At 60.1% G+C, this 19,281-nt stretch carries 20 protein-coding genes; 3 read left to right on the top strand and 17 right to left on the bottom strand.

Annotation, left to right across the window (positions count from 1 at the left end):
- Positions 1-103: 103 nt before the first annotated feature.
- The 4 genes from HMPREF1147_RS12105 to HMPREF1147_RS10550 form a co-directional block, all read right to left on the bottom strand.
- A complete protein-coding gene (locus tag HMPREF1147_RS12105) occupies positions 104-346 on the bottom strand; it encodes a hypothetical protein (RefSeq protein WP_156791334.1) in 243 nt (80 codons plus the stop codon).
- A gap of 71 nt (positions 347-417) precedes the next feature.
- Positions 418-1,383 carry a D-2-hydroxyacid dehydrogenase gene (locus tag HMPREF1147_RS10560; protein WP_009658823.1) on the bottom strand — a complete coding sequence of 322 codons (966 nt, stop codon included), beginning with the start codon at positions 1,381-1,383 and terminating at the stop codon, positions 418-420.
- Positions 1,384-1,449: 66 nt separating this feature from the next.
- On the bottom strand, positions 1,450-2,790 hold the full coding sequence (locus HMPREF1147_RS10555) for a sodium:alanine symporter family protein (RefSeq protein WP_009658878.1): 1,341 nt from the start codon (positions 2,788-2,790) through the stop codon (positions 1,450-1,452).
- A 120-nt stretch (positions 2,791-2,910) separates the two neighbouring features.
- Entirely contained in the window at positions 2,911-3,309 is a 399-nt protein-coding gene (locus tag HMPREF1147_RS10550; protein ID WP_009658816.1) for a hypothetical protein, read from the bottom strand.
- A 206-nt stretch (positions 3,310-3,515) separates the two neighbouring features.
- Between HMPREF1147_RS10550 and HMPREF1147_RS12100 the strand changes: the two genes are divergently transcribed.
- Positions 3,516-3,671, top strand: coding sequence for a hypothetical protein (locus HMPREF1147_RS12100; RefSeq protein WP_009658880.1), 156 nt, complete (start codon positions 3,516-3,518; stop codon positions 3,669-3,671).
- 80 nt (positions 3,672-3,751) lie between these two features.
- Positions 3,752-4,792 carry a low specificity L-threonine aldolase gene (locus tag HMPREF1147_RS10545; protein ID WP_009658819.1) on the top strand — a complete coding sequence of 347 codons (1,041 nt, stop codon included), beginning with the start codon at positions 3,752-3,754 and terminating at the stop codon, positions 4,790-4,792.
- Positions 4,793-5,239: 447 nt separating this feature from the next.
- Here the strand turns inward: HMPREF1147_RS10545 and HMPREF1147_RS10540 are convergent, their stop codons facing one another.
- From HMPREF1147_RS10540 to HMPREF1147_RS10530, 3 genes are read right to left on the bottom strand one after another with little or no spacing between them, the layout of a single operon-like run.
- The gene (locus HMPREF1147_RS10540; protein ID WP_009350770.1) at positions 5,240-6,346 is read right to left on the bottom strand and encodes an ABC transporter permease; all 1,107 of its coding nucleotides are present in this window, start codon (positions 6,344-6,346) and stop codon (positions 5,240-5,242) included.
- Positions 6,347-6,350: 4 nt separating this feature from the next.
- The gene (locus HMPREF1147_RS10535) at positions 6,351-7,265 is read right to left on the bottom strand and encodes an ABC transporter ATP-binding protein (protein ID WP_009439469.1); all 915 of its coding nucleotides are present in this window, start codon (positions 7,263-7,265) and stop codon (positions 6,351-6,353) included.
- Complete coding sequence (locus HMPREF1147_RS10530; protein WP_009658833.1) at positions 7,255-8,247, bottom strand: HlyD family secretion protein; 993 nt, start codon at positions 8,245-8,247, stop codon at positions 7,255-7,257. Before HMPREF1147_RS10530 ends, HMPREF1147_RS10535 begins: the two co-directional genes overlap by 11 nt.
- 245 nt (positions 8,248-8,492) lie before the next feature.
- Between HMPREF1147_RS10530 and HMPREF1147_RS11795 the strand changes: the two genes are divergently transcribed.
- A complete protein-coding gene (locus tag HMPREF1147_RS11795) occupies positions 8,493-9,584 on the top strand; it encodes an alpha/beta hydrolase fold domain-containing protein (protein WP_009658886.1) in 1,092 nt (363 codons plus the stop codon).
- A 205-nt stretch (positions 9,585-9,789) separates the two neighbouring features.
- Here HMPREF1147_RS11795 and HMPREF1147_RS10515 read toward each other — a convergent pair whose 3' ends face one another.
- The 10 genes from HMPREF1147_RS10515 to HMPREF1147_RS10475 form a co-directional block, all read right to left on the bottom strand.
- The gene (locus tag HMPREF1147_RS10515) at positions 9,790-10,101 is read right to left on the bottom strand and encodes a helix-turn-helix domain-containing protein (RefSeq protein ID WP_009439516.1); all 312 of its coding nucleotides are present in this window, start codon (positions 10,099-10,101) and stop codon (positions 9,790-9,792) included.
- Positions 10,098-10,202, bottom strand: coding sequence for a type II toxin-antitoxin system RelE/ParE family toxin (locus tag HMPREF1147_RS12445; protein ID WP_369791753.1), 105 nt, complete (start codon positions 10,200-10,202; stop codon positions 10,098-10,100). Before HMPREF1147_RS12445 ends, HMPREF1147_RS10515 begins: the two co-directional genes overlap by 4 nt.
- Before the next feature lie 13 nt (positions 10,203-10,215).
- Entirely contained in the window at positions 10,216-10,494 is a 279-nt protein-coding gene (locus HMPREF1147_RS12440; RefSeq protein WP_369791752.1) for a hypothetical protein, read from the bottom strand.
- Positions 10,495-10,617: 123 nt separating this feature from the next.
- The gene (mnmG, locus tag HMPREF1147_RS10505; RefSeq protein WP_037351485.1) at positions 10,618-12,510 is read right to left on the bottom strand and encodes a tRNA uridine-5-carboxymethylaminomethyl(34) synthesis enzyme MnmG; all 1,893 of its coding nucleotides are present in this window, start codon (positions 12,508-12,510) and stop codon (positions 10,618-10,620) included.
- 386 nt (positions 12,511-12,896) lie between these two features.
- Positions 12,897-14,282 carry a tRNA uridine-5-carboxymethylaminomethyl(34) synthesis GTPase MnmE gene (gene mnmE, locus HMPREF1147_RS10500; RefSeq protein ID WP_009658813.1) on the bottom strand — a complete coding sequence of 462 codons (1,386 nt, stop codon included), beginning with the start codon at positions 14,280-14,282 and terminating at the stop codon, positions 12,897-12,899.
- 109 nt (positions 14,283-14,391) lie between these two features.
- Positions 14,392-14,706: a hypothetical protein gene (locus HMPREF1147_RS10495; RefSeq protein WP_009658852.1), complete on the bottom strand. Its 315-nt coding sequence runs from the start codon at positions 14,704-14,706 to the stop codon at positions 14,392-14,394.
- 166 nt (positions 14,707-14,872) lie between these two features.
- Positions 14,873-16,201: a glycerol-3-phosphate transporter gene (gene glpT, locus HMPREF1147_RS10490; protein ID WP_009658791.1), complete on the bottom strand. Its 1,329-nt coding sequence runs from the start codon at positions 16,199-16,201 to the stop codon at positions 14,873-14,875.
- Between the two features lie 141 nt (positions 16,202-16,342).
- A complete protein-coding gene (locus tag HMPREF1147_RS10485) occupies positions 16,343-16,996 on the bottom strand; it encodes a response regulator transcription factor (RefSeq protein ID WP_009658811.1) in 654 nt (217 codons plus the stop codon).
- Complete coding sequence (locus HMPREF1147_RS10480; protein WP_009658846.1) at positions 16,993-18,372, bottom strand: histidine kinase; 1,380 nt, start codon at positions 18,370-18,372, stop codon at positions 16,993-16,995. Before HMPREF1147_RS10480 ends, HMPREF1147_RS10485 begins: the two co-directional genes overlap by 4 nt.
- Complete coding sequence (locus HMPREF1147_RS10475) at positions 18,372-19,277, bottom strand: PhnD/SsuA/transferrin family substrate-binding protein (RefSeq protein WP_009658854.1); 906 nt, start codon at positions 19,275-19,277, stop codon at positions 18,372-18,374. The genes HMPREF1147_RS10480 and HMPREF1147_RS10475 overlap by 1 nt, the downstream gene beginning before the upstream one ends.
- Between the last annotated feature and the right edge of the window lie 4 nt (positions 19,278-19,281).

The raw sequence follows: 19,281 nt of genomic DNA, 5'->3' as shown, positions 1-19,281 counted from the left end.
GAGGACAGCTTACGATCCATCGCGGGAAGGTCGTCCGGAGCAGTAGCTTCCAGGTATTTCAGATATCTTCGTGCCGTATGCCCGACAAGAACAGACGCGCCTCCTATAGAAAAAATCCATACGAGAAACGCTGTATCCTTCGATGTAAAACCAAATAAAAGGTCTCCCGAGCTACAGCAACTGAAAAAAGTCCCGCAAGCACTAAAACATAGATCAGTATTCCCATATAATAAACTGCGCGCTGTCCGCTTGCCGCCCCTTTTTCATGTTGGCGGCATCCATGCACAAACAGCGCGACGAAGATAAAAATAATCACCCATGCCCCTATGATATATTCTACATCCATGAGGGATTCTTATCTTTTGCCGAGATCCTTTTTAATTTTTACGCTGTTTTTTAGGATCGTCATACGGATTTTCAGCGATTAACGACGTTCTGCGGATGCCCTTCAATGAACGATCGCACGTTGTCTGCGGTGATCTGCATGATGCGTTCGCGGGCTTCCTTTGTTGCCCACGCGATGTGCGGGTTGATGATGCAGTGTGGGGCGTTGAGCAACGGATTGTCCGCGGTGATGGGCTCTGCGGATACGACGTCGACCGCCGCCCACGCGACCTTGCCGCTCCTGAGGGCGGCGGCGAGATCCTGCTCGACGATGAGCTGTCCGCGCCCGTTGTTGACGATGATCACGCCGTCCTTCATCCGGGCGATCGCCGCCGCGTCGACGATCCCCTCGGTCGCGGGGGTCAGCGGGCAGTGGAGGAAGATGAAATCAGAGCGCGCAAAGAGCGTATCGAGCGGCACATAGTCCGCGACGGCGCGCCCCTCGTCCGTCTCGGTGCGGCTGTAGGCGATGACGTTCACGTTCAGCGCGCGCAGGACGCGCGCGGTGGCTCTGCCGATGCGCCCAAGTCCGATGATGCCCGCGGTCTTGCCGCTGACCTCGATGAGGGGACGCTGCCAATAGCAAAAATCGATGCTGGACGTCCATTCGCCCGCATGGACGGAGCGGTCATGATGCCCGACCTGCGAGCACGCCTCGAGGAGGAGTGCGATTGCATTCTGACTTACATTGTCCGTACCGTAGCCGGGTACATTCATGACATCGATATTCTTTTTGCGTGCATAGGCAGCGTCGACTGTGTTGTATCCCGTAGCGAGTACGGCAACGGCACGCAGGTTCGGACAGGCGTCCATGGTTGCGGGGCTAATCGGCGTCTTGTTGATGACGATGATCTCGGCGTCGCCGATGCGTTCGCGGATGCGCGGCGATTCGTCGTACGATGTGCGGTCGTAGACCGTGAGGTCGCCGAGCGCCGCGAGGGGCGACCAGCTGATGTCGCCCGGATTCTCCGTATATCCGTCCAAAACAACGATCTTCATGCGCAGTCCTCCCATGAGATTATTTCGGTCATATTCCTTCTCAATAGGATTCGACGGTGCCCGCGCTCAGTCCTGCTTTTCCATGTATTTCCGCGTCTCGCGGACGACGACGCCCGAGAGGGCGAGCAGGGCGATGAGGTTCGGGATCGCCATGAGTCCGTTCACGATGTCGGCGAGAATCCAGATCGCCTCGAGTTTTAGAAATGCGCCGAGCGCGATGAGTACGATAAAGACGACGCGGTACGGGAGGATGCCGCCGCGCCCCGCGAGATAGACGACGGCGCGCTCGCCGTAGTAGTTCCAGCCGAGAATTGTGGTAAATGCGAAAAGGGCGAGCGAGACGGTGAGAAGCGCACCGCCGACCGCGCCGTAAAAGCTCGTGAACGCCGCGCCCGTCATGGCGGCGCCCGCCGTGTCCCCGTTCCATGCGCCCGTGAGTACAAGAACCAGTCCGGTCATAGAGCATATAATGATGGTGTCAATAAATGTGCCTGTCATGGAGACAAGTCCCTGCTCGGCGGGTTCGTTGGTCTTTGCCGCAGCCGCCGCGATCGGTGCGGAGCCAAGTCCCGATTCGTTCGAGAATACGCCGCGCGCGATGCCGTTTTTCATCGCCATCATGACGGTCGATCCTGCAAAGCCGCCCGCAGCCGCCGTTCCGGTAAAGGCACCATCAAGGATGAGCGCGATCGCGCCGGGGATCTCGCCGAGATGTGCAAGGATGATGCCGAGGCAGATGACGACGTAGAGCGCCGCCATAAAGGGGATGACGCGCGCCGCGACTGCCGCGATGCTCTTGAGTCCGCCGATGGTGATGGCGGCGATGACGAGCGTCAGCGCGATGTCCGTATAGAGACGCGGCACGCCGAACGACAGCTCCACCGAGTCCACGATCGCGTTGACCTGCGGGAACGTGCCGATGCCAAAGAACGCGACGAGGACGGTTGCTGCGGCAAAAAACGCGGCAAGCGGGCGGTATTTCTCTCCCATGCCGCGCCGGATGTAGTACATGGGGCCGCCCGCGATCTCGCCGCGCGCGTCCGTTTCGCGGTATTTGACGGCGAGCAGCCCCTCGGCGTATTTCGTCGCCATGCCGAAGAACGCCGCCGTCCACATCCAAAAGATCGCGCCGGGGCCGCCGACCTTCACCGCCGTCGCAACGCCGACGATGTTGCCCGTGCCGATGGTCGCGGCGAGTGCGACGCAGAGTGCCTTAAAGCTCGATATGTCACCGAGCCCCCGGCTCTTTGCTCGGAGAATCAGGCGCAGCGCCTGCGGCAGACGGACGACCTGGATCAGCGAGAGCCGCACGGTCAGCAGAATGCCCGTGCCGACAAGGAGCACGATGAGCGGCGCGCCCCAGAGAAAGGAGTCGATCGCATTTAGGATGGGAAGAAAGGATTCCATGGCACATACCTCCAAAAAAATGAAAATATGCGTGTATCGTATCAAAAATTGGCGCGAATGTCCAGGTATACAAAAAGACCTCTCTCCGGCAAGCGGACAAGAGGTCTTTGATCGTCGGCACTACACCGCCCTATTGACCAGTGCGGCAACGGCGCCTGCGCCCTGTGCTGCGCGAGAGGCAAGCAGGGACGCACGCCCGGGGGAGGTATCCGGGTACGGGTATCCCGCAATGCTGCGCAAGAGCCGGCGCTGCGCGGCTGCATTCGCCCCGCGCATGTGAGTCTCCGATATGAGCTGCTGCCCACGGTAAACCTGCACAAGAACCGAACCATCCGTGAGGAGACGCGTAAAGACGGCATCGCCCTCCGCCTCGGCGGAATGATTCGTTTCCGCAGGCTTAGAGCGCCTAAAATCCTCCAGGGCATCCTCGAATGCGCCCGAAGTGCCTTTCTGGGCAACACGCTGCACCGGTTTCACCGGCGATACAATGCGGTCGACATCAATTTTGTCAAGTACCATCAAGGTCTCCTCCTTTCACGGATGCGATTATTCTGTGCATCTTGTAAATAGTATCGGGGATATAGGTTAAGTCTTGCTTTGTAGAATGTTATGATACCATTTATAATTTATATGTCGTTAAAGTTAATGTATCCATCATACGCGTCTTCATACGTCTAAATAAGTACAAAAGACCTCTTATCCGGTCATCGGATAAGAGGTCTTTGTTGGCTTTTGCGATTTACATTACCGTGTTCATCACGGCTGCCGCCGCTCCCATTGCGCCCTGTGCGGCGCGTGAGTTTTCCCTCCTTTCGCGCTCCTGCAAATTTTTCGCTTCCTTTGATCATATCATCGGAATTTTTCACATAGAGTTTAAGTAAGAATTTGCTGAGCGAGCAGCGCAGCATTGTGTTTTGCTTCGCAGCACCGTATAATCAACGCATGGAATGGAGGAATACCAATGAGTAAAACGAATCGTCCCGGCTTTACGTCGGACTATATGGAGGGGGCGCACCCGACGATCCTGCAGCGTCTCGTCGAGACGAATATGGTGCAGGCGGCGGGCTACGGCTGCGATGAATTTTCCGAGGCGGCGCGTGAAAAAATCCGTGCAGCGTGCGGCGCGCCCGATGCGGAAATCCACTTCCTCGCAGGCGGGACGCAGACGAACATGACGGTGATTTCGGCGATGCTGCGCCCCTATCAGGGCGTCGTTGCGGCAGAGACGGGACACATCGCGCTGCACGAGGCGGGCGCGATCGAGCGCGGCGGGCACAAGGTACTCGCGCTGCCTGCCGTGGACGGGAAACTCACGGCGGAGGCTGTCGCTGCGTGTCTTTCGGCCTATGCGGACGATGAGAACCGCGACCACATGGTGATGCCCGGCATGGTCTATGTCACGCACCCGACGGAGTACGGGACACTCTACACGCGCGCGGAGCTGACCGCCATCAGCGAAATCTGCCGCGCACACGGCGTGCCGCTCTTCCTCGACGGCGCGCGCCTGGCGTACGCGCTCGGCTGCGGCGCGAACGATGTGACGCTCCCGGATATCGCGCGGCTGACGGATGTGTTCTACATCGGCGGGACGAAGTGCGGCGCGCTCATCGGCGAGGCGGTCGTCTTCCCTCAGCCGGGAACGGTGCCGCATTTCTTCTCCATCGTGAAACAATGCGGCGCCCTGCTCGCAAAGGGGCGCCTGCTCGGCATCCAGTTCGACACGCTCTTCACGGACGATCTCTATCGGCGCTGCGGAGCGCACGCGATCGCTGGCGCCGACCGCATCCGTACAGCGCTCCGGGAACGCGGCTATCGGTTCGCATGGGAAACGCCGACGAATCAGATCTTCCTCGCGCTGAGCCCTGCGGAGCGGGAACGCCTCGAACGCGATGCGCAGATCGATTTCTGGGAGAAGGTCTCGGACGAGACGACCGTCATGCGCATCGCCACGAGCTGGGCGACGCGCGCCGAGGATGTCGACCGGCTGATTGCGGTGCTGTAAACACTGGGCTTTCTGAATGGGAGGCACACCACCGGAACTACCGTGCGGCAGCAGCACGCTATCCTGTACCGTTCCCCGGGGAGGAAGTCCCCTGCGATAATTTTATTGCACGTTTATAGAACGCCGCTTTGCGGTTTTCCCACACAACAAAAAGACACGTTGCATGCGTGTCTTTCCACTGATATAATGTGTACAGGCGCTGCCACAGCGGTAGGCGGTCGAATCTTGCCCCTAGAGAGGGGCGATGCTTATGGAGCTCTACGATTTTTTATCGTTGGTTTTCCTCGTTACAATTTGCTTTGCAGCGTTACGAGCATAAGAATCCCCGCCTCTAGTCTCCAGCTCTAGGCGGGGTTCTTACTCAGTTGATTGTTTGGGGCTGACCGTCTGCCGGCAGCGCCTTTTTCTATGCTCATTATAGCTTTTCCCCGGAGCTTCGTCAAGCCCTCACCCGACGGAGCGCTTGAACTTGCGGACGGCGACGCCGAAAAAGAGGAGTGTAAAGCCCGCGAGGAAGAGGGTCTGATGCCAGAGCGCGGCGATGCCGCCGCCCTTGAGAAAGATCATGCGCTGGATCTCGATGTAGTGGGTCATGGGGATGGCGAGGCTGATGTATTGAAAAATCGCCGGCATGGCATCGCGCGGGAACATGAATCCCGAGAGGAGAACGGCGGGCAGGAGGGTCGCGAGGCTGAGAAGCCCTGCCTGTAACTGGCTGCGCGCGAGTGAGGAGATCATGAGCCCCATCGTGAGGGAGGCAAGCAAAAACAGGGTCGTGAGTGCATAGAGAAGCGGAATGCTGCCGCGCAGCGGCACGCCGAACACAGCAAGCGCAACGATGATCGAGACGGTTGCCTGGATATAGCCGAGGGCGATGTACGGCAGTATCTTTCCAACGAGCAGCTCCCACACATGCAGCGGCGTGACAAGAAGCTGCTCCAGCGTGCCTGTCTCGCGCTCGCGCACGATCGCCATTGAGGTCATGAGCACCATCGTGAGACTGAGGATGATGCCCATAAGCGCGGGCAGCATGTAGTAGGCGGTGACGGCATCCGGGTTGTACCACGCACGGATGCGCACATCGTACGCGGGCGTGATCGCCGGTGTGCCGCGCGCGGCAACGGGTCGGACGTGTATGCCGAGCCCTGTAAGCGCAGCGATCGCAGAGGTCGACCCGATAGAGTCGGAAGCGTCCACGATCGCCTGAATCGGCACCGTCCGCCCCCGGTTTGCCTCCGCCGTGAGATCAGGCGGGAAAACGATGCCGATGCGCGCATCCCCGTTTTGAATCCGCTCATCAAGCTCCTCATAGCTGTAGGCGATATAGCGCAGGTCAAAATACCCGCTCGCCGTCATGGCCGCAAGGAAACTGCGGCTCTCCTCACTCCGCGACTGGTCGAACACGACGGTCGACTGATGCTTCACATCCGTACTGATTGCCATCCCGAACACGATGAGATAGACGAGCGGCAGGAGGAAGGTCACACCGATCGTCATGGGGTCGCGCCGCATCTGTATCAGCTCCTTGCGCAGGAGCGCAACAATGCGCATCATCTCCTCACCCCCTCTGCTGTCGATCGTAATAGATGAAGACATCCTCCATCGAGAGTGCTGCGGGCTGTGCCTGCACCTCCGACGGCACTTCCGCGCCCCTTGGGATGAGCGCACGCACCTGGCGTCCGAACACATAAACCTCGTCATACTGCGCATGTGCCGCACGCAGCGCGGCCTCCGCCTCTCCCGTGCTCTCATAGGGCAAAACGAACAGGCGCGCCGGCAATTCATCCTTGAGCTCGGCGGGCGAACCCGCGGCAATCTTACGCCCCGCCTGTAAAAAGGCGATCTCATCGCAGTGTTCCGCCTCGTCCATGAAATGTGTCGTGACAAAGACAGTCGTGCCCTCGCCGCCCGCCATCTCCGAGAGCAGGTTCCAAAAGAGCCGCCGCGACGTAGGATCGACGGCAGACGTCGGTTCGTCAAGGACGAGCAGTGCCGGACGGTGCAGAATCGCACAGCCGAGCGCAAGACGCTGCTTCTGCCCGCCCGAGAGCCCGCCTGCGAGGACGTCCCGCTTTTCAACCAACTGCATCTGCGCGAGCACGTCCGCGCAGCGGCATCGGCGCTCCTCTTTTGCAAGGCCGTAGAGCCCGCCGTAGAACATCATATTCTCCCACACCGTAAGGTTCTCATAGAGACTGAAGCGCTGCGACATATAGCCGATCGACTGTTTCACCCGTTCAGGGTGTACGGCTGTATCGCAGCCGAGGACGAGCGCTGTGCCGTGCGTCGGGGAGAGCAGCCCGCAGATCATGCGGATCGCGGTGGATTTTCCCGAGCCGTTCGACCCAATGAAACCAAAGATCGAGGCGCGCCGCACGGTAAGGTTCAGCCGATCGACGGCCGTATAGCTGCCGAATACGCGAGTGAGGTCGTGCGTCTCGATGACGGCGCCTTCGGATATTTTATCTTGCATGATGCCAGTCCAAATCTACATCAGCCGGCATGCCCGGCTTCAGCGCGCCGTCCTCGTTGTGCACCGCGACCTTAACCGCAAAGACAAGATTGGCACGCTCGTCCTTCGTGATGCTCTGACGCAGTGTGTACTCGGCCGCATCGCTGATCTCCTTGATCGTCCCGTTGAGCGGTTCCGCACGGCCGTCGATGTAGACAAGCGCCGCATCCCCGATGCGCAGATCGCCGAGGACGTCGGTCGTCACATAAACCTTCACCCAAACGTCCTGCGGGTCGATGATGGTCGCGAGCGCCGCGCCCGCACGGACGTACTCACCCGGCTCATAGTTCTTCGTAAGGACGACACCGTCCGCGGGTACGCTGACCGTGAGGTCGTCGACCGCAGCGTCGTCGATCGCGAGGATCGCCTGCTGTCGCTTCACATCCTCGGCGGCCATGCGGATATCCTCGGGGCGGCTGCCATTTTTGAGAAGCGCTTCCTGCTGCTCGGCAGCGCGCAGATTTGCCTCGGATGCCTCCCGTTCCTCACGCAGGGCATCGAATGCCTGCGGTGCGATCGCTCCCTCCGCGAGGAGCTGTGCCCCACGTTCATAGTCTGCCGCCGCCTTATCCGCTGCCGCGCGTGCCGCCCGCGTGCGTGCCGCCGCCGCAGAGATATCCTCCGCCCGGCTGCCGTGCACCGCACGGTCGAGATGTGCCTGTGCATACGCAAGTGCCGCCTCATCCCGCAGCCGTGCTGCCATAAGATCATTGCGCCGGATGCGTGCAGCAATATCCCCTTGATGTACCTCCATCCCCTCCGTGAGCAGCAGTTCCTCAATGGTTCCGCTCTCCTTCGCACTGATGTCGATGCGCGTTGCTTCAACTGTGCCCGTGAGGAGATTCGTCCGTGCTGTCTGCGCACTGTAAGAGCGGTAGGCGATCACAGACAGTATGATGACCGCGATAAGAATGAGCGCAATACGTATGTGTTTTAGTTTCATCCGGTTCATCCTTTCTAGGGCGATAAATATACTCTGTTGTTGGTATAATAATTACTGAATTAATAGAAAATATTATAGCATACGATTTTAAGGGGCAATCACTAATTTTCGATTAGATATGCGGATCAACATATTACATATACGCCTATGCACGCTAAACCACGCTTCACGATTGAAAGCACGAGGTGCACGTCATACAATGGATACAGAAGCTTTCACAACACTCCCCGAAAGGAGCGTGCACCATGAAGAAGATGCTCACTCTGCTCGTGTTGGCGGTTTTCCTGCTCAGCGCTGCGGGCTGCGGCTCTGCGCAGGAAGCCGATGTGCCGGCACAACATGCGACGGCAAATGCCCGGTCGGCTCCCCCTGCGCTAAAAACGAAAGTACTCTTCATCAACACAAGCCGTGACCCAAACGGCAATACGTACAAGATGGGAGAAGCGTTCCTCGCCGGCGTTCCGCACGACACGCTCTTTCTGAACGACTACAAAATCTACCAGCTCGGCCAGCACTATGACGACGACCGGCTCGCCGACGTTCTTGCGGCGACAGCGCAGGCGGATACCATCGTCATCGGCACGCCCGTCTACTGGCACACGATGAGCGGCGCGCTCAAGACCTTCATCGACCGCACCGTCCTCTTCCTTCATGGCGGCGGCTATATTGGGGGGCTGCACGGTCGGTATCTCGACTGGGGGCTGCACCAGGGCGACCTCGCGGACGCCGGCACGCTCTTTGCCGTGGACTACCGCCTCGCCCCGGAGAACACCTATCCTGCGGCGCTTGAGGATGCCGTGACCGCATATCGCGCAATTCTAAAAGCGGGAACCGATCCGCAGCAGATTGTGCTCGTCGGAGACTCCGCCGGCGGAAACCTCGCCGCAGCGCTGCTCCTCTCTCTGCGCAACAACAACATGCCGCTGCCAAAGGCGGCCATCCTCATATCGCCATGGGGTTATCTCGGCAGCGACCTGCCGTCGCATATGAACAACATCCCGAAGGATCAAGTGCTCGGCGAAAAGAACGTCCGCCTCGGCGGTGAGGTCGCCCGTCCGTCCTACCGCAAGGATGCCCCTGTCACCGATCCGTACATCTCCCCCGTCTATGCCGACCTCACGGGACTGCCGCCCATGCTGATCACGTCGGGCGGCGACGAACTCTTCCTCGATGACGCGGCGCTCCTCGCGGCACACGCGACGGCCGCGGGCGTCCCCGTGCAGTTTACCATCTACCCGCGCATGTCGCACGACTGGACGCTCCTCCTGCCCGAGCTGCCCGAATCCGCCGCAATGGACGCGGAGATCCGGCAGTTTGTCGATGCGCAGCTGAGATAAACGATCGCGCCGTCTATATCGATTATAGCGTCGTGACATGGATGGGCGGCATCATCGACATCGCGCCTGAGACGCTGCACGACTAGAGCGAACCGATACCGGAACCGAATCCTGCATAATTTACACAATATCAAAAGCCTCCGTACGGACACCCTATACGGAGGCTTTTACATATACAATAGATGTCGATTCGTGACACTAGATGTCAATTCGTGACACTCATGCGGTTACCGGAAAGTGGGACGATAGCAAGCGTTTTCCCAAGCGGCGCCAATACCTTGAGCAGTGTGCCAAGCTGCGGGTTCGCATCCCCGCGCTCCATTCTCGCGATTTGCGGTTGTTTGATCCCCGTCAACTCCTCGAGTTGACGCTGACTGATGCCTTTCTCCTCACGCGCGTTGACGAGTGCCGTAATCAGCGCTGCCTGCATATCGCTTTCCGCGATTTCCTCCGCCGTATAATGCGCGCGGTCGAAATCGTCATCCCATATGGGAAATCCGCCTTTGGTGCAGTTCATGCCTGTCCCTCCCTTGCTTTGAAATCCGCCAATTCGTGCTTGGCTTGCTCTATTTCTCTCTTCGGTGTCTTTTGGCTCTTTTTCACAAAACTGTGGAGCAGGACAAATGCGCCGTCATGCCAGCCTGCAAATAAGATGCGATCCCTTATGGGGCCGCAGTTCCCAAATTTCTCCTTCTAGGTGTTGGCAATATGTTTCGGGAAGTCGTGTGCCATTCATCACAAGAGCCTTCACATACGCGCGGATTTTGGTGCGCTTGATGCGGCTGTCCTTGCTGCCATCATTTTCTAATGACTCTATGTAATCAAGCAGAGGCGACTTCCCGTTCCTATCGACGTAAATGATAATTTGATGCACCCGTCTCCCCTTCTCTCTTCCCTCAAGATAATTCATATGTTATCGCCTGTCAAGCTCTTTACGTTATCCAAGTAACGATTCCTGACTGCAAGTGCATATACAAAAAGCCCCCGAAAGTGCCGCCCACACTCTCAGGGGATTCGTCGTTTGGTGACAATTTTATCGGGATGTTTCCGCGGTGAGCGTCAACTTCTCGAGATAAACCAGCAGCACCGAAACATCCGCCGGCGACACACCGCTGATGCGGGACGCCTGCCCGATGGAGTGCGGACGAACGGCGGCGAGTTTTTCCTGCGCCTCAAGACGCAGGCTCGTAATAGCAGCGTAGTCGATCTCCTCCGGGATACGGCGCCGTTCGAGCCGCTCCATGCGCGCGATCTGCTCCCGCTGTTTGCGGATATAGCCGTCGTAGCGCACGGTGATCTCGACTTCTTCCTTCACATCGTCCGCGAGTATTGGGAGGTTAAAGATGCGTGCGAGCACGTCGTAGCTGCCCTCGCGGCGCAGGAGCGCGGCGAGATTCATCGGCGTGCGCAGAGGGAGAAGTCCCGCATCCGCAAGCCGCCCTTCCGTCGCCGCGTCAGGCGTGAGTTTCGTAGTCTCAAGGAGACGCAGCGCCGCCGCGATGGCGTCGCGTTTCGCGGTAAACTTCGCCCAGCGCGCATCGCTCACGAGTCCGATCTCGCGCCCGACGGGCGTCAGGCGCAGATCGGCATTGTCCTGACGTAGGATCAGCCGATACTCGGCACGGCTCGTCATCATGCGGTAGGGTTCCTCCGTCCCCTTCGTCACGAGGTCGTCGATGAGGACGCCGATGTAGCCGTCGCTGCGCCCGAGGATGAGCGGTTCCTCGCCTGCAGCCTCACGCGCGGCGTTGATGCCCGCGATCAGCCCCTGCGCCGCCGCCTCCTCGTAGCCGCTCGTGCCGTTCGCCTGCCCGCAGCTGTAAAGCCCCGCGATGCCCTTCACGGCGAGCGACGGTTCGAGTCCAAGAGGGTCAAAACAATCGTACTCGATGGCGTAGCCGGGGCGCATGATGCGCGCGTGCTCCAGCCCCGCGATGGTCGTGAGGAACGCCTCCTGTACATCGGTCGGCAGGCTTGTAGACATCCCCTGCACATACATCTCATTGGTATGCAGCCCCTCCGGCTCGAGGAAGAGCTGATGCCGCTCCTTGTCCGGGAACCGCGCAATCTTCGTCTCGACGGAAGGGCAGTAGCGCGGCCCAATGCCCTCGATGACCCCGTTCGCCATCGGCGCGCGGTGGAGATTTGCACGGATGACTTCGTGCGTCTCGACATTGGTATAGGTGAGCCAGCAGCGCACCTGCTCACGCGGCATCTTCTCGGTCATAAAGGAAAAGGGCGGCGCGCTCTCCTCGCCCTCCTGCACCTGCGTCCGAGCAAAGTCGACCGTACGTGCATCCACACGTGCGGGCGTGCCGGTCTTGAACCGCATGATTTTGAGCCCCAACGCCCGCAGGGAATCCGAGAGCTGCATCGCGGGGCGCTGTCCGTTTGGCCCGCCGTCGTAGATGGTTTCGCCGAGGATAATGCGTCCGCGCAGATACGTCCCCGTCGCAAGGATGACGGCGCGCGCAGTGATCTGTTCGCCCGTCTCACAGCGGACGCCCGTGACGCGTCTGCCGTCCTCCGTCTCCTCGCTCAGCAGCTCCGTGACGAGAAGCTGACGCACGTCGAGGTGCGGCGTATTTTCGAGTGTTTCCTTCATGATGCGCTGATAGAGGAATTTATCCGCCTGCATCCGGAGCGCGTGGACGGCGGGTCCTTTGCCCGTATTGAGGAGCCGCCGCTGGATGGACGCCCTGTCCGCCGCGATGCCCATCTCGCCGCCGAGCGCATCGATCTCGCGCACGAGGTGGCTCTTGCCGGGCCCGCCGACGGACGGGTTGCAGGGCATCATCGCGATGTTGTCGAGCGAAAGCGTCACGCAGAGCGTACGCCGCCCGAGCCGCGCCGCTGCGAGCGCCGCCTCGACACCCGCGTGCCCCGCACCGACGACGATAATGTCGTAATCTGTCGAATGATTCATAATTCCTTCCAAAGTTTTCCGGTTGATTCAGACAAGAAAAAATCCGTCCCGGCGGACGGCTATACTCATGGCAAAGTAAAACTTGCACGGTATGTTTCATTTTGCTATACTTACGATAAGGCACTGTCAGTCACAGGCAGGCGGTCAATTCTCGCCCCCAATATTCAGAGGGGGTGATTGGTATGGAGATATATGAGTTCCTAACGGTTCTTGTGCTGCTCCTCGCGCTAATCGTAGCGATTAAGTCGTAAACGAGAAATCCCCGCCTTCGCATCTCCAAGCAGTAGGCGGGATTCTCGTTCACTTGCTCTGGGGGCAATCGCTTGTCGACAGTGCCCCTTTTATGCTCTTATTTTACCATCCAACATATATTTCGTCAAGCGTCCCTACTTCCCGATGCAGAATTCGCTGAAGATCTTGTCGATGAGGTCGGTGTCTACTGTCTCGCCCAATATCTCGCCGAGGATTTCGTAGGCGGCGCGCAGGTCGATGGACACAAAGTCTGTGCCCATGTCCGCCGCAAGCGTCTCCTGCGCCGCCTGCAGATGCTCTGCCGCACGGCGCAGTGCCTCCGTCTCGCGCTCCACGTTCGGGAGCGCGCCGTCACCGAGGTCTCCTTCCATACGCCGGACGATCTCCGCAATCGCGCGGCGCAGGTCGTCCAGCCCCGTCCCAGCCTGTGCCGAGATAACGAGCACGGGCGCATCGAGCATCGAGAAATCCGCCGCTGTGAGGACAGAATCGCGATCCTCCTTGTTGCAAAGGATAATCATCTCCGCCGCGCAGTTCCGGAGACGCACGATCAAGTCCTCGTCCTCCGGCGTAAGCGGAGCCGCCCCGTCAAAGACGGCGAGGACAAGCTCGGCATCGGCGAGGTGCCTCTGTGTTCGCGCGACGCCGATCTGCTCCACGGCATCCTCCGCCGCGCGCAGTCCCGCCGTATCGAGCAGACGCAGAGGGATTCCCTCGATCACGATCTGCTCCTCGATCACGTCGCGCGTCGTCCCCGGCACATCCGTCACGATGGCACGCTCCATGCCGAGCAGGGCGTTGAGGAGACTCGATTTCCCGACGTTCGGCCGCCCGACGATCACGGTCTTCATCCCCTCGCGCAGAATGCGTCCTGCATCCGCCCCCGCGCGCAGCCGCGCGACATCCGCGGATGCCGCTGCGATATCTGCCGCGAGCGCCCCTGTTCGTGCCTCCGGAATATCGTCCTCAGGGAAATCAATCCCCGCCTCGATGTGTGCGATTGCCCCGAGGAGACGCGTACGGATCCCCGCAATTTTCTCCGCGAGCGCCCCCGCCATACGCTCCCGCGCCACACGCACCGCACGCGCGCTCTTTGCAGAGATCAGCTCCATCACGCCCTCGGCGCGCGAGAGATCGAGCCGCCCATTCAGGAAGGCGCGCTTTGTAAACTCACCCGCCTCGGCAGGTCTTGCCCCCGCCTCCCATGTGCGCAGCAGCACCTCACGCAGAACGAGCGTCCCGCCGTGGCATTGGAGCTCTGCGGTATCCTCGCCCGTGTAGGAATGCGGCGCGCGCATATAGAGCAGCACGCACTCGTCGATCACCGTACCGTCCGCCGCCACGATATGCCCGTAGCGCGCCGTATAGGGCTCGATGCCCTCGAGCCGCCCGCCGCGTGCAGGACGGAACACCGCGCGCGCCACATGCAGCGCATCCGCCCCGCTCACACGGACGATTCCAATGCCGCCCGCCCCCGGCGGCGTTGCGATCTGACTGATGGTATCGCGCTCTCCTCGCATCATAGCTCCTTTATCCTATCGTCAAAAAAAGCAGCCCGCGGCTGCGCTGTTCCTGTGCACATATTATACTGCCGCCCCGCCCAAACTGCAAGCATCGCCCCGCAGTCCTTCAATCCCGCTCCGCAGTTATTTTCCTCCACAAGAGGCGCACAATATACAGGATAGAGGCGCATGCGGCAACGACCAGGATCAGTACCACAAACGCGGTATGAAGTCGGCTCCATAGGGTGACGCCAAAGAGAACCAGCCCCATACAGTTTATCGGCAGCAGAACCATGACGATGAGGATCGTATGGTGCGATTGGCATTTGCCTAATTTTTTCAGCGCTGCATTGAGCAGCAGCATAACGCCCGTGCCAATCACAGTGTTCCCTATGATGGTTCCTACCATAAATCCCAATTCATAGGGCGTAAGATGATCCATATGCTTCGTCCCCTTTCATGGATCCAGCGGCCTTATATATCTGATTATAGCACATTCCCTCGCAATATTTCAGCGATGCTTTATGCCGCCGTCCTCACAGCACAAAACCGCCGCACCTTAGCTTTTCCACTAAGATGCGGCGGCTTTTCTATAAAGGAGGGAGATTTTATGCCTTTGCCCTTTTCCCGCCCATGGTCATGAACAGGAAGAAAATGGCGAGGACGCAGGAGGTGAGGAGGCTGATGAAGCCGCCCGTCCATCCGAAGTGATCGACGACGAATCCCATGTAGACGCCGGCGAACGCAGAGCCGACGATGTAGCCCATGAGTCCGGTGAGCCCTGTGGCACCGCCGGTTGCGACGCGCGGCACCATGTCGGCTGCCTGCAGTCCGATCATCATGACGGGACCGTAAATGAGGAAGCCGATGGCGATGAGGGCGAGGTTGTCGACGAGGATATTGCCCGGCGGGTTGAACCAGTAGACGAGGATGGCGACGATGACGAGCGCCATGAAGATCATGGTCGCGGGCGCGCGCCGTCCGCGGAACACGCGGTCGCTGAGGTAGCCGCTGACGAGCATTCCGGGGATGCCCGCCCATTCATAGAGGAAGTACGCCCAGCGCGAGCTCTCCTTGCTGAATCCTTTGATGGCAGCGAGGTAGGTCGGCGCCCAGTCGACGACGCCGTAGCGGATGAAGTAGACGAAGATGTTCGCGATGGCAAGATACCAGAGGAGTTTGTTCTTGAGGACGTACTTCATGAGTACTTCCTTTGCCGTCATTTGCTTCTCCATGAAGGCGCCGTGCTCTTTCGGGTAGTCGTTCTTGTACTCCTCGATGGGCGGCAGTCCGCAGGACTGGGGCGTGTCGCGCAGGAGGAAAAAGGTGAGGATCGCGAGCGCGATGGAGATCATCGCGGGGAAGAAAAAGATGCTGTTCCACGTGCCAAAGATGGCGATGCCGATGGTCGCAAGCGGCGCAATGAGCCCGCCGCCGAGGTTGTGCGAGACGTTCCACCATGACCACCACGCGCCGCGCTCGGTCTGGGAGAACCATGTGACCATGGACTTTGCGTACGGAGGATAGCCCATGCCTTGGAACCATCCGTTCATAAAGCTCAGCGCGCACATGATGGGGATGCTCGTCATGACGCCCGGCACGACGCCGAACGCGAGGGTGACGAGGGCGCTGAGGAGGAGTCCAACGGTCGCAAAATACTTCGGATTCGACCGGTCGGAGATATTTCCCATGACGAATTTGCTGACGCCGTACGCGACGGAGAGCATGGTAAGGACGATGCCGAGATCCGCCTTCGAGTAGCCGTAATCCTGTATCATGTACGGGATCGCAAGGCTGAAATTCTTGCGGATGAGGTAAAATGTCGCATAGCCGATGAATGTGCCGAGGAACACCTGCCGGCGGATCGATTTGTACCGCTCGTCGACGAGGTGCGCGGGCAGCCGCTCGATATGCGGTGCGGGGGAAAAGATAGACATGCCGCTTCATCTCCTTTGTGTGTTTTTCATCTGTAATTAGTATACAGAATGAAAAATCGGGAGACCATCGGCAAAGTTCTTCTTTTTCATCAGATTTTCAGAGAAAAATTCCGCCCCCGCATCAGGAAAATTCTGATGGGACTATACGCCCGGTGTCTGTAAAAGTCCGTGGCGGATGGCGAGCGCGACGAGGTCGCTGCGGCGGCTGCATCCGAGTTTTTCGTAGATGTGCGTCTTGTGCGTGTCGACGGTCTTGCCGCTCAGGTGGAGCTGCTCTGCGGTCTCGGTGACTGTGTAGCCGCGGATGAGGCGGTCGAACACCTCTTTTTCGCGCTCGGTGAGCCGTGCGCGCGGGTCTTCCTCGGCGTCCCCGGGGCGGCTGAACATGGCAGCGAGGAGCGACTGCTGTGCGTTCGGGCTGAGGTAGCGGCGTCCCTCGGCGAGGGCGTGCAGGGCGTCGAAGAGTTCGTCGTCCGCCGAGGTCTTTGGGAGATAGCCCATCGCGCCCGACTGCATCGCCTTGTAGATGTATTCCTCATCCTCGTGCATACTGAGGACGAGGATCTTCACAGTGGGATACTGCGCGCCGATGGCGCGGATGGCGGCAAGCCCGCCCATGCCGGGCATGGAGATGTCGAGGATCACGAGGTCGACGGGCGTCTCCCTCAGCAGCGCGAGCGCTTCCTCTGCGCTGCCCGCCTCGGCGGTGACGCGGTACTCGCGCGCGTTCTTCAGCAGGAGCTTGATCCCCGCGCGGATCAAGAGGTGATCGTCGATGATCATCAGGTTCATCATGTGCGCGCCCCCTTTGTGCGAAATTCGATGCGGTAGACGGTCGCCCAGTCGGGCGGCTCGCTGCCGATCTCCATGCGTCCCGCGAGCAGGCGGACGCGTTCCTCGATGCCGTAGATGCCCATGTGGTTCTCGCGGCGTGCGGCACGCATCCGCTCGCCCGTGATGCCGACGCCGTTGTCCTTGACCCACAGGGTGATGCGCTCCCCGACGTCCAGGCGGACGAGTGCGCGCGTCGCGCCTGCGTGGCGGATGATGTTCGTGAGACATTCCTGCACGATGCGGTAGACGGCAAGGCTCTCGACGTCGCTGAGCGTGCCCTCGATGCGACAGGAGAGTGTGATCGCGGGCGCATCGCCGCCGCGGTAGTCGTGGACGAGCTTTTCCAGCGCCGCCTCGATGCCGAGCTCGTCGAGCGCGGGCGGGCGCAGCTCCACGGCGAGACGGCGGAGTTTCGTCAGGGTATCGGCGGTCTCGTCGCGAATGGCGAGGAGCGCCTTTTGCATATTTTCATCCGCGGTCTCGTTGGCGAGCGCGCGCAGGGAGAACAGGAGCGCGGTCAGCGTCTGCCCGGTCTCGTCGTGCAGCTCCATCGCGATGCGCTTGCGCTCCTCCTCCTGCGCGGTGATGATGTGGCGGATCAGGCGGGTGCGCTCGCGCGCGCCTTCTTTCAGGTGCTCCTCCATGCGGTTCATGGCGTTCGCGAGACGTCCGATCTCGTCCGACGAGGAGAGCGCGATGCTGCGCGGGGAGAAATGCCCCTTTGAGATGTGCTCGGCGCGCTCCATGAGGTGAAAGAGCGGGCGCGTGAGGATTTCGGACAGGCGGAAAATGAGCAGCGTCGCGAGCAGCAGAATACCGAGCGTGATGCCGCTGAGCTTAAAGAGATTCGTCCGCAATAGTCCCGCGAGCGCGTCCTCACTCACGCCGACGCGCACCGTGCCGAGCGCGCCGCCCTCGATGGGCGCGCTGACATCGCGGATGCGCCCGCGGTCGGTGCGGATCTCCATGACGTCGGGTTCTTCCCCTGCCGCCGTGTGCAGTTCGCGCAGGTGGAGCGGCATTCCCTTCGAGAACGTATGCGCCATGACGCGCCCCTGCTCGTCGAGGAGGAAGATGTACGCGACGAAATCGTTGTTGCGCTTCGTCGTGTGGATGAGTTCTTCGAGGGCAAAGAGATTGCCCGTTTGGATCGCCTCGCTGCTCAGCTCCGCCACCTCGACGGCAACGCTCGTGCCGCGCCGCTCAAGCGATGCGCGCATGACGTCTGAGATCGTCGACCAAAAGAGCAACCCCGTCAGGAGGGCAAAGAGGAGCACGATTGCCATCATGACGGCGGTCAGTTTCCCCGCAATGCGGAGTTTTGCAAACCAGCGCATCAGATCCCCTCTTCCGGTGAAAACTGCGGGTACAGCTCGGGCTGCGGCGGGACGAAGCGGTCAATGAGCAGATGCTGCATCGCTTCTTTTGCCTCGGCGTCCGCATCGAGATGGAGCAAAATCTCCTGCACGGCGTCCGCATCTCCGAGATCGCGGCGTGCGACGACGGGCCCCATGCCGCTGCCGGGCATCGCCTCAAGGAGGTGAATCCTGTCGAGGATCGCGGGCGCGTTCACGCGGTAATAGTCGTAGGTGAGACTCGCGATGACGCCACCGTCCACGAGCCCGTCCGCGACGGCGCGCAGCGAGTCGTCGTGACTATAGGTAAAGTAGTACGAGCCGAAGAAATGCTCGGGATCTTCGCCCATTGTGCGCAGGCGCGCCCGCAGCTCGATGTAGCCGGAGTAACTGAGGGGATCGACATAGACGAACCGCCGCCCGCGCAGATCGCTCAGCGCCTGTGCGGGAGAGGTGCGCGGAACGATAATGTACGAAAAATAGCGGTTCGCCCCGTCCCGCTCCGGCATCGCGAGCAGGCGGACATCCTCCTTTTTCCCGTAGACCATGTACGCCCCGCTCGACAGGAACGCAACGTCGGCGTCGCCGCGCGCGAGGAGCTGATTGATCTCCGCGTAGCTGCGGCGGTGCAGCAGGAGCACCGGGCGCCCGAGGAGCCGCCCGATGCTGCGCACCATCGCGTGCTGATATTCGTCCGTCGTTTGATGGTTCAGCACCGAGATCATCGCGATCCGCAGCGGCTGCTCACGCAGCTCGACCTTATACCCCGGGATCGCTTCCACCCGATCGAAATAGACCTGTATCCGCTCCTCCGAGAGCGTGTGAACGAGGACGGCGGCGAGTACCGCCAGCACTGCCCCGAGGAAAATGTATTGCCGCACCCGCATCACG

The sequence above is a fragment of the Selenomonas sp. FOBRC9 genome (genome assembly GCF_000287655.1).
In the GTDB taxonomy this organism is placed as follows: domain Bacteria; phylum Bacillota; class Negativicutes; order Selenomonadales; family Selenomonadaceae; genus Centipeda; species Centipeda artemidis.
This window is presented reverse-complemented; position numbering and strand designations above follow the sequence as displayed.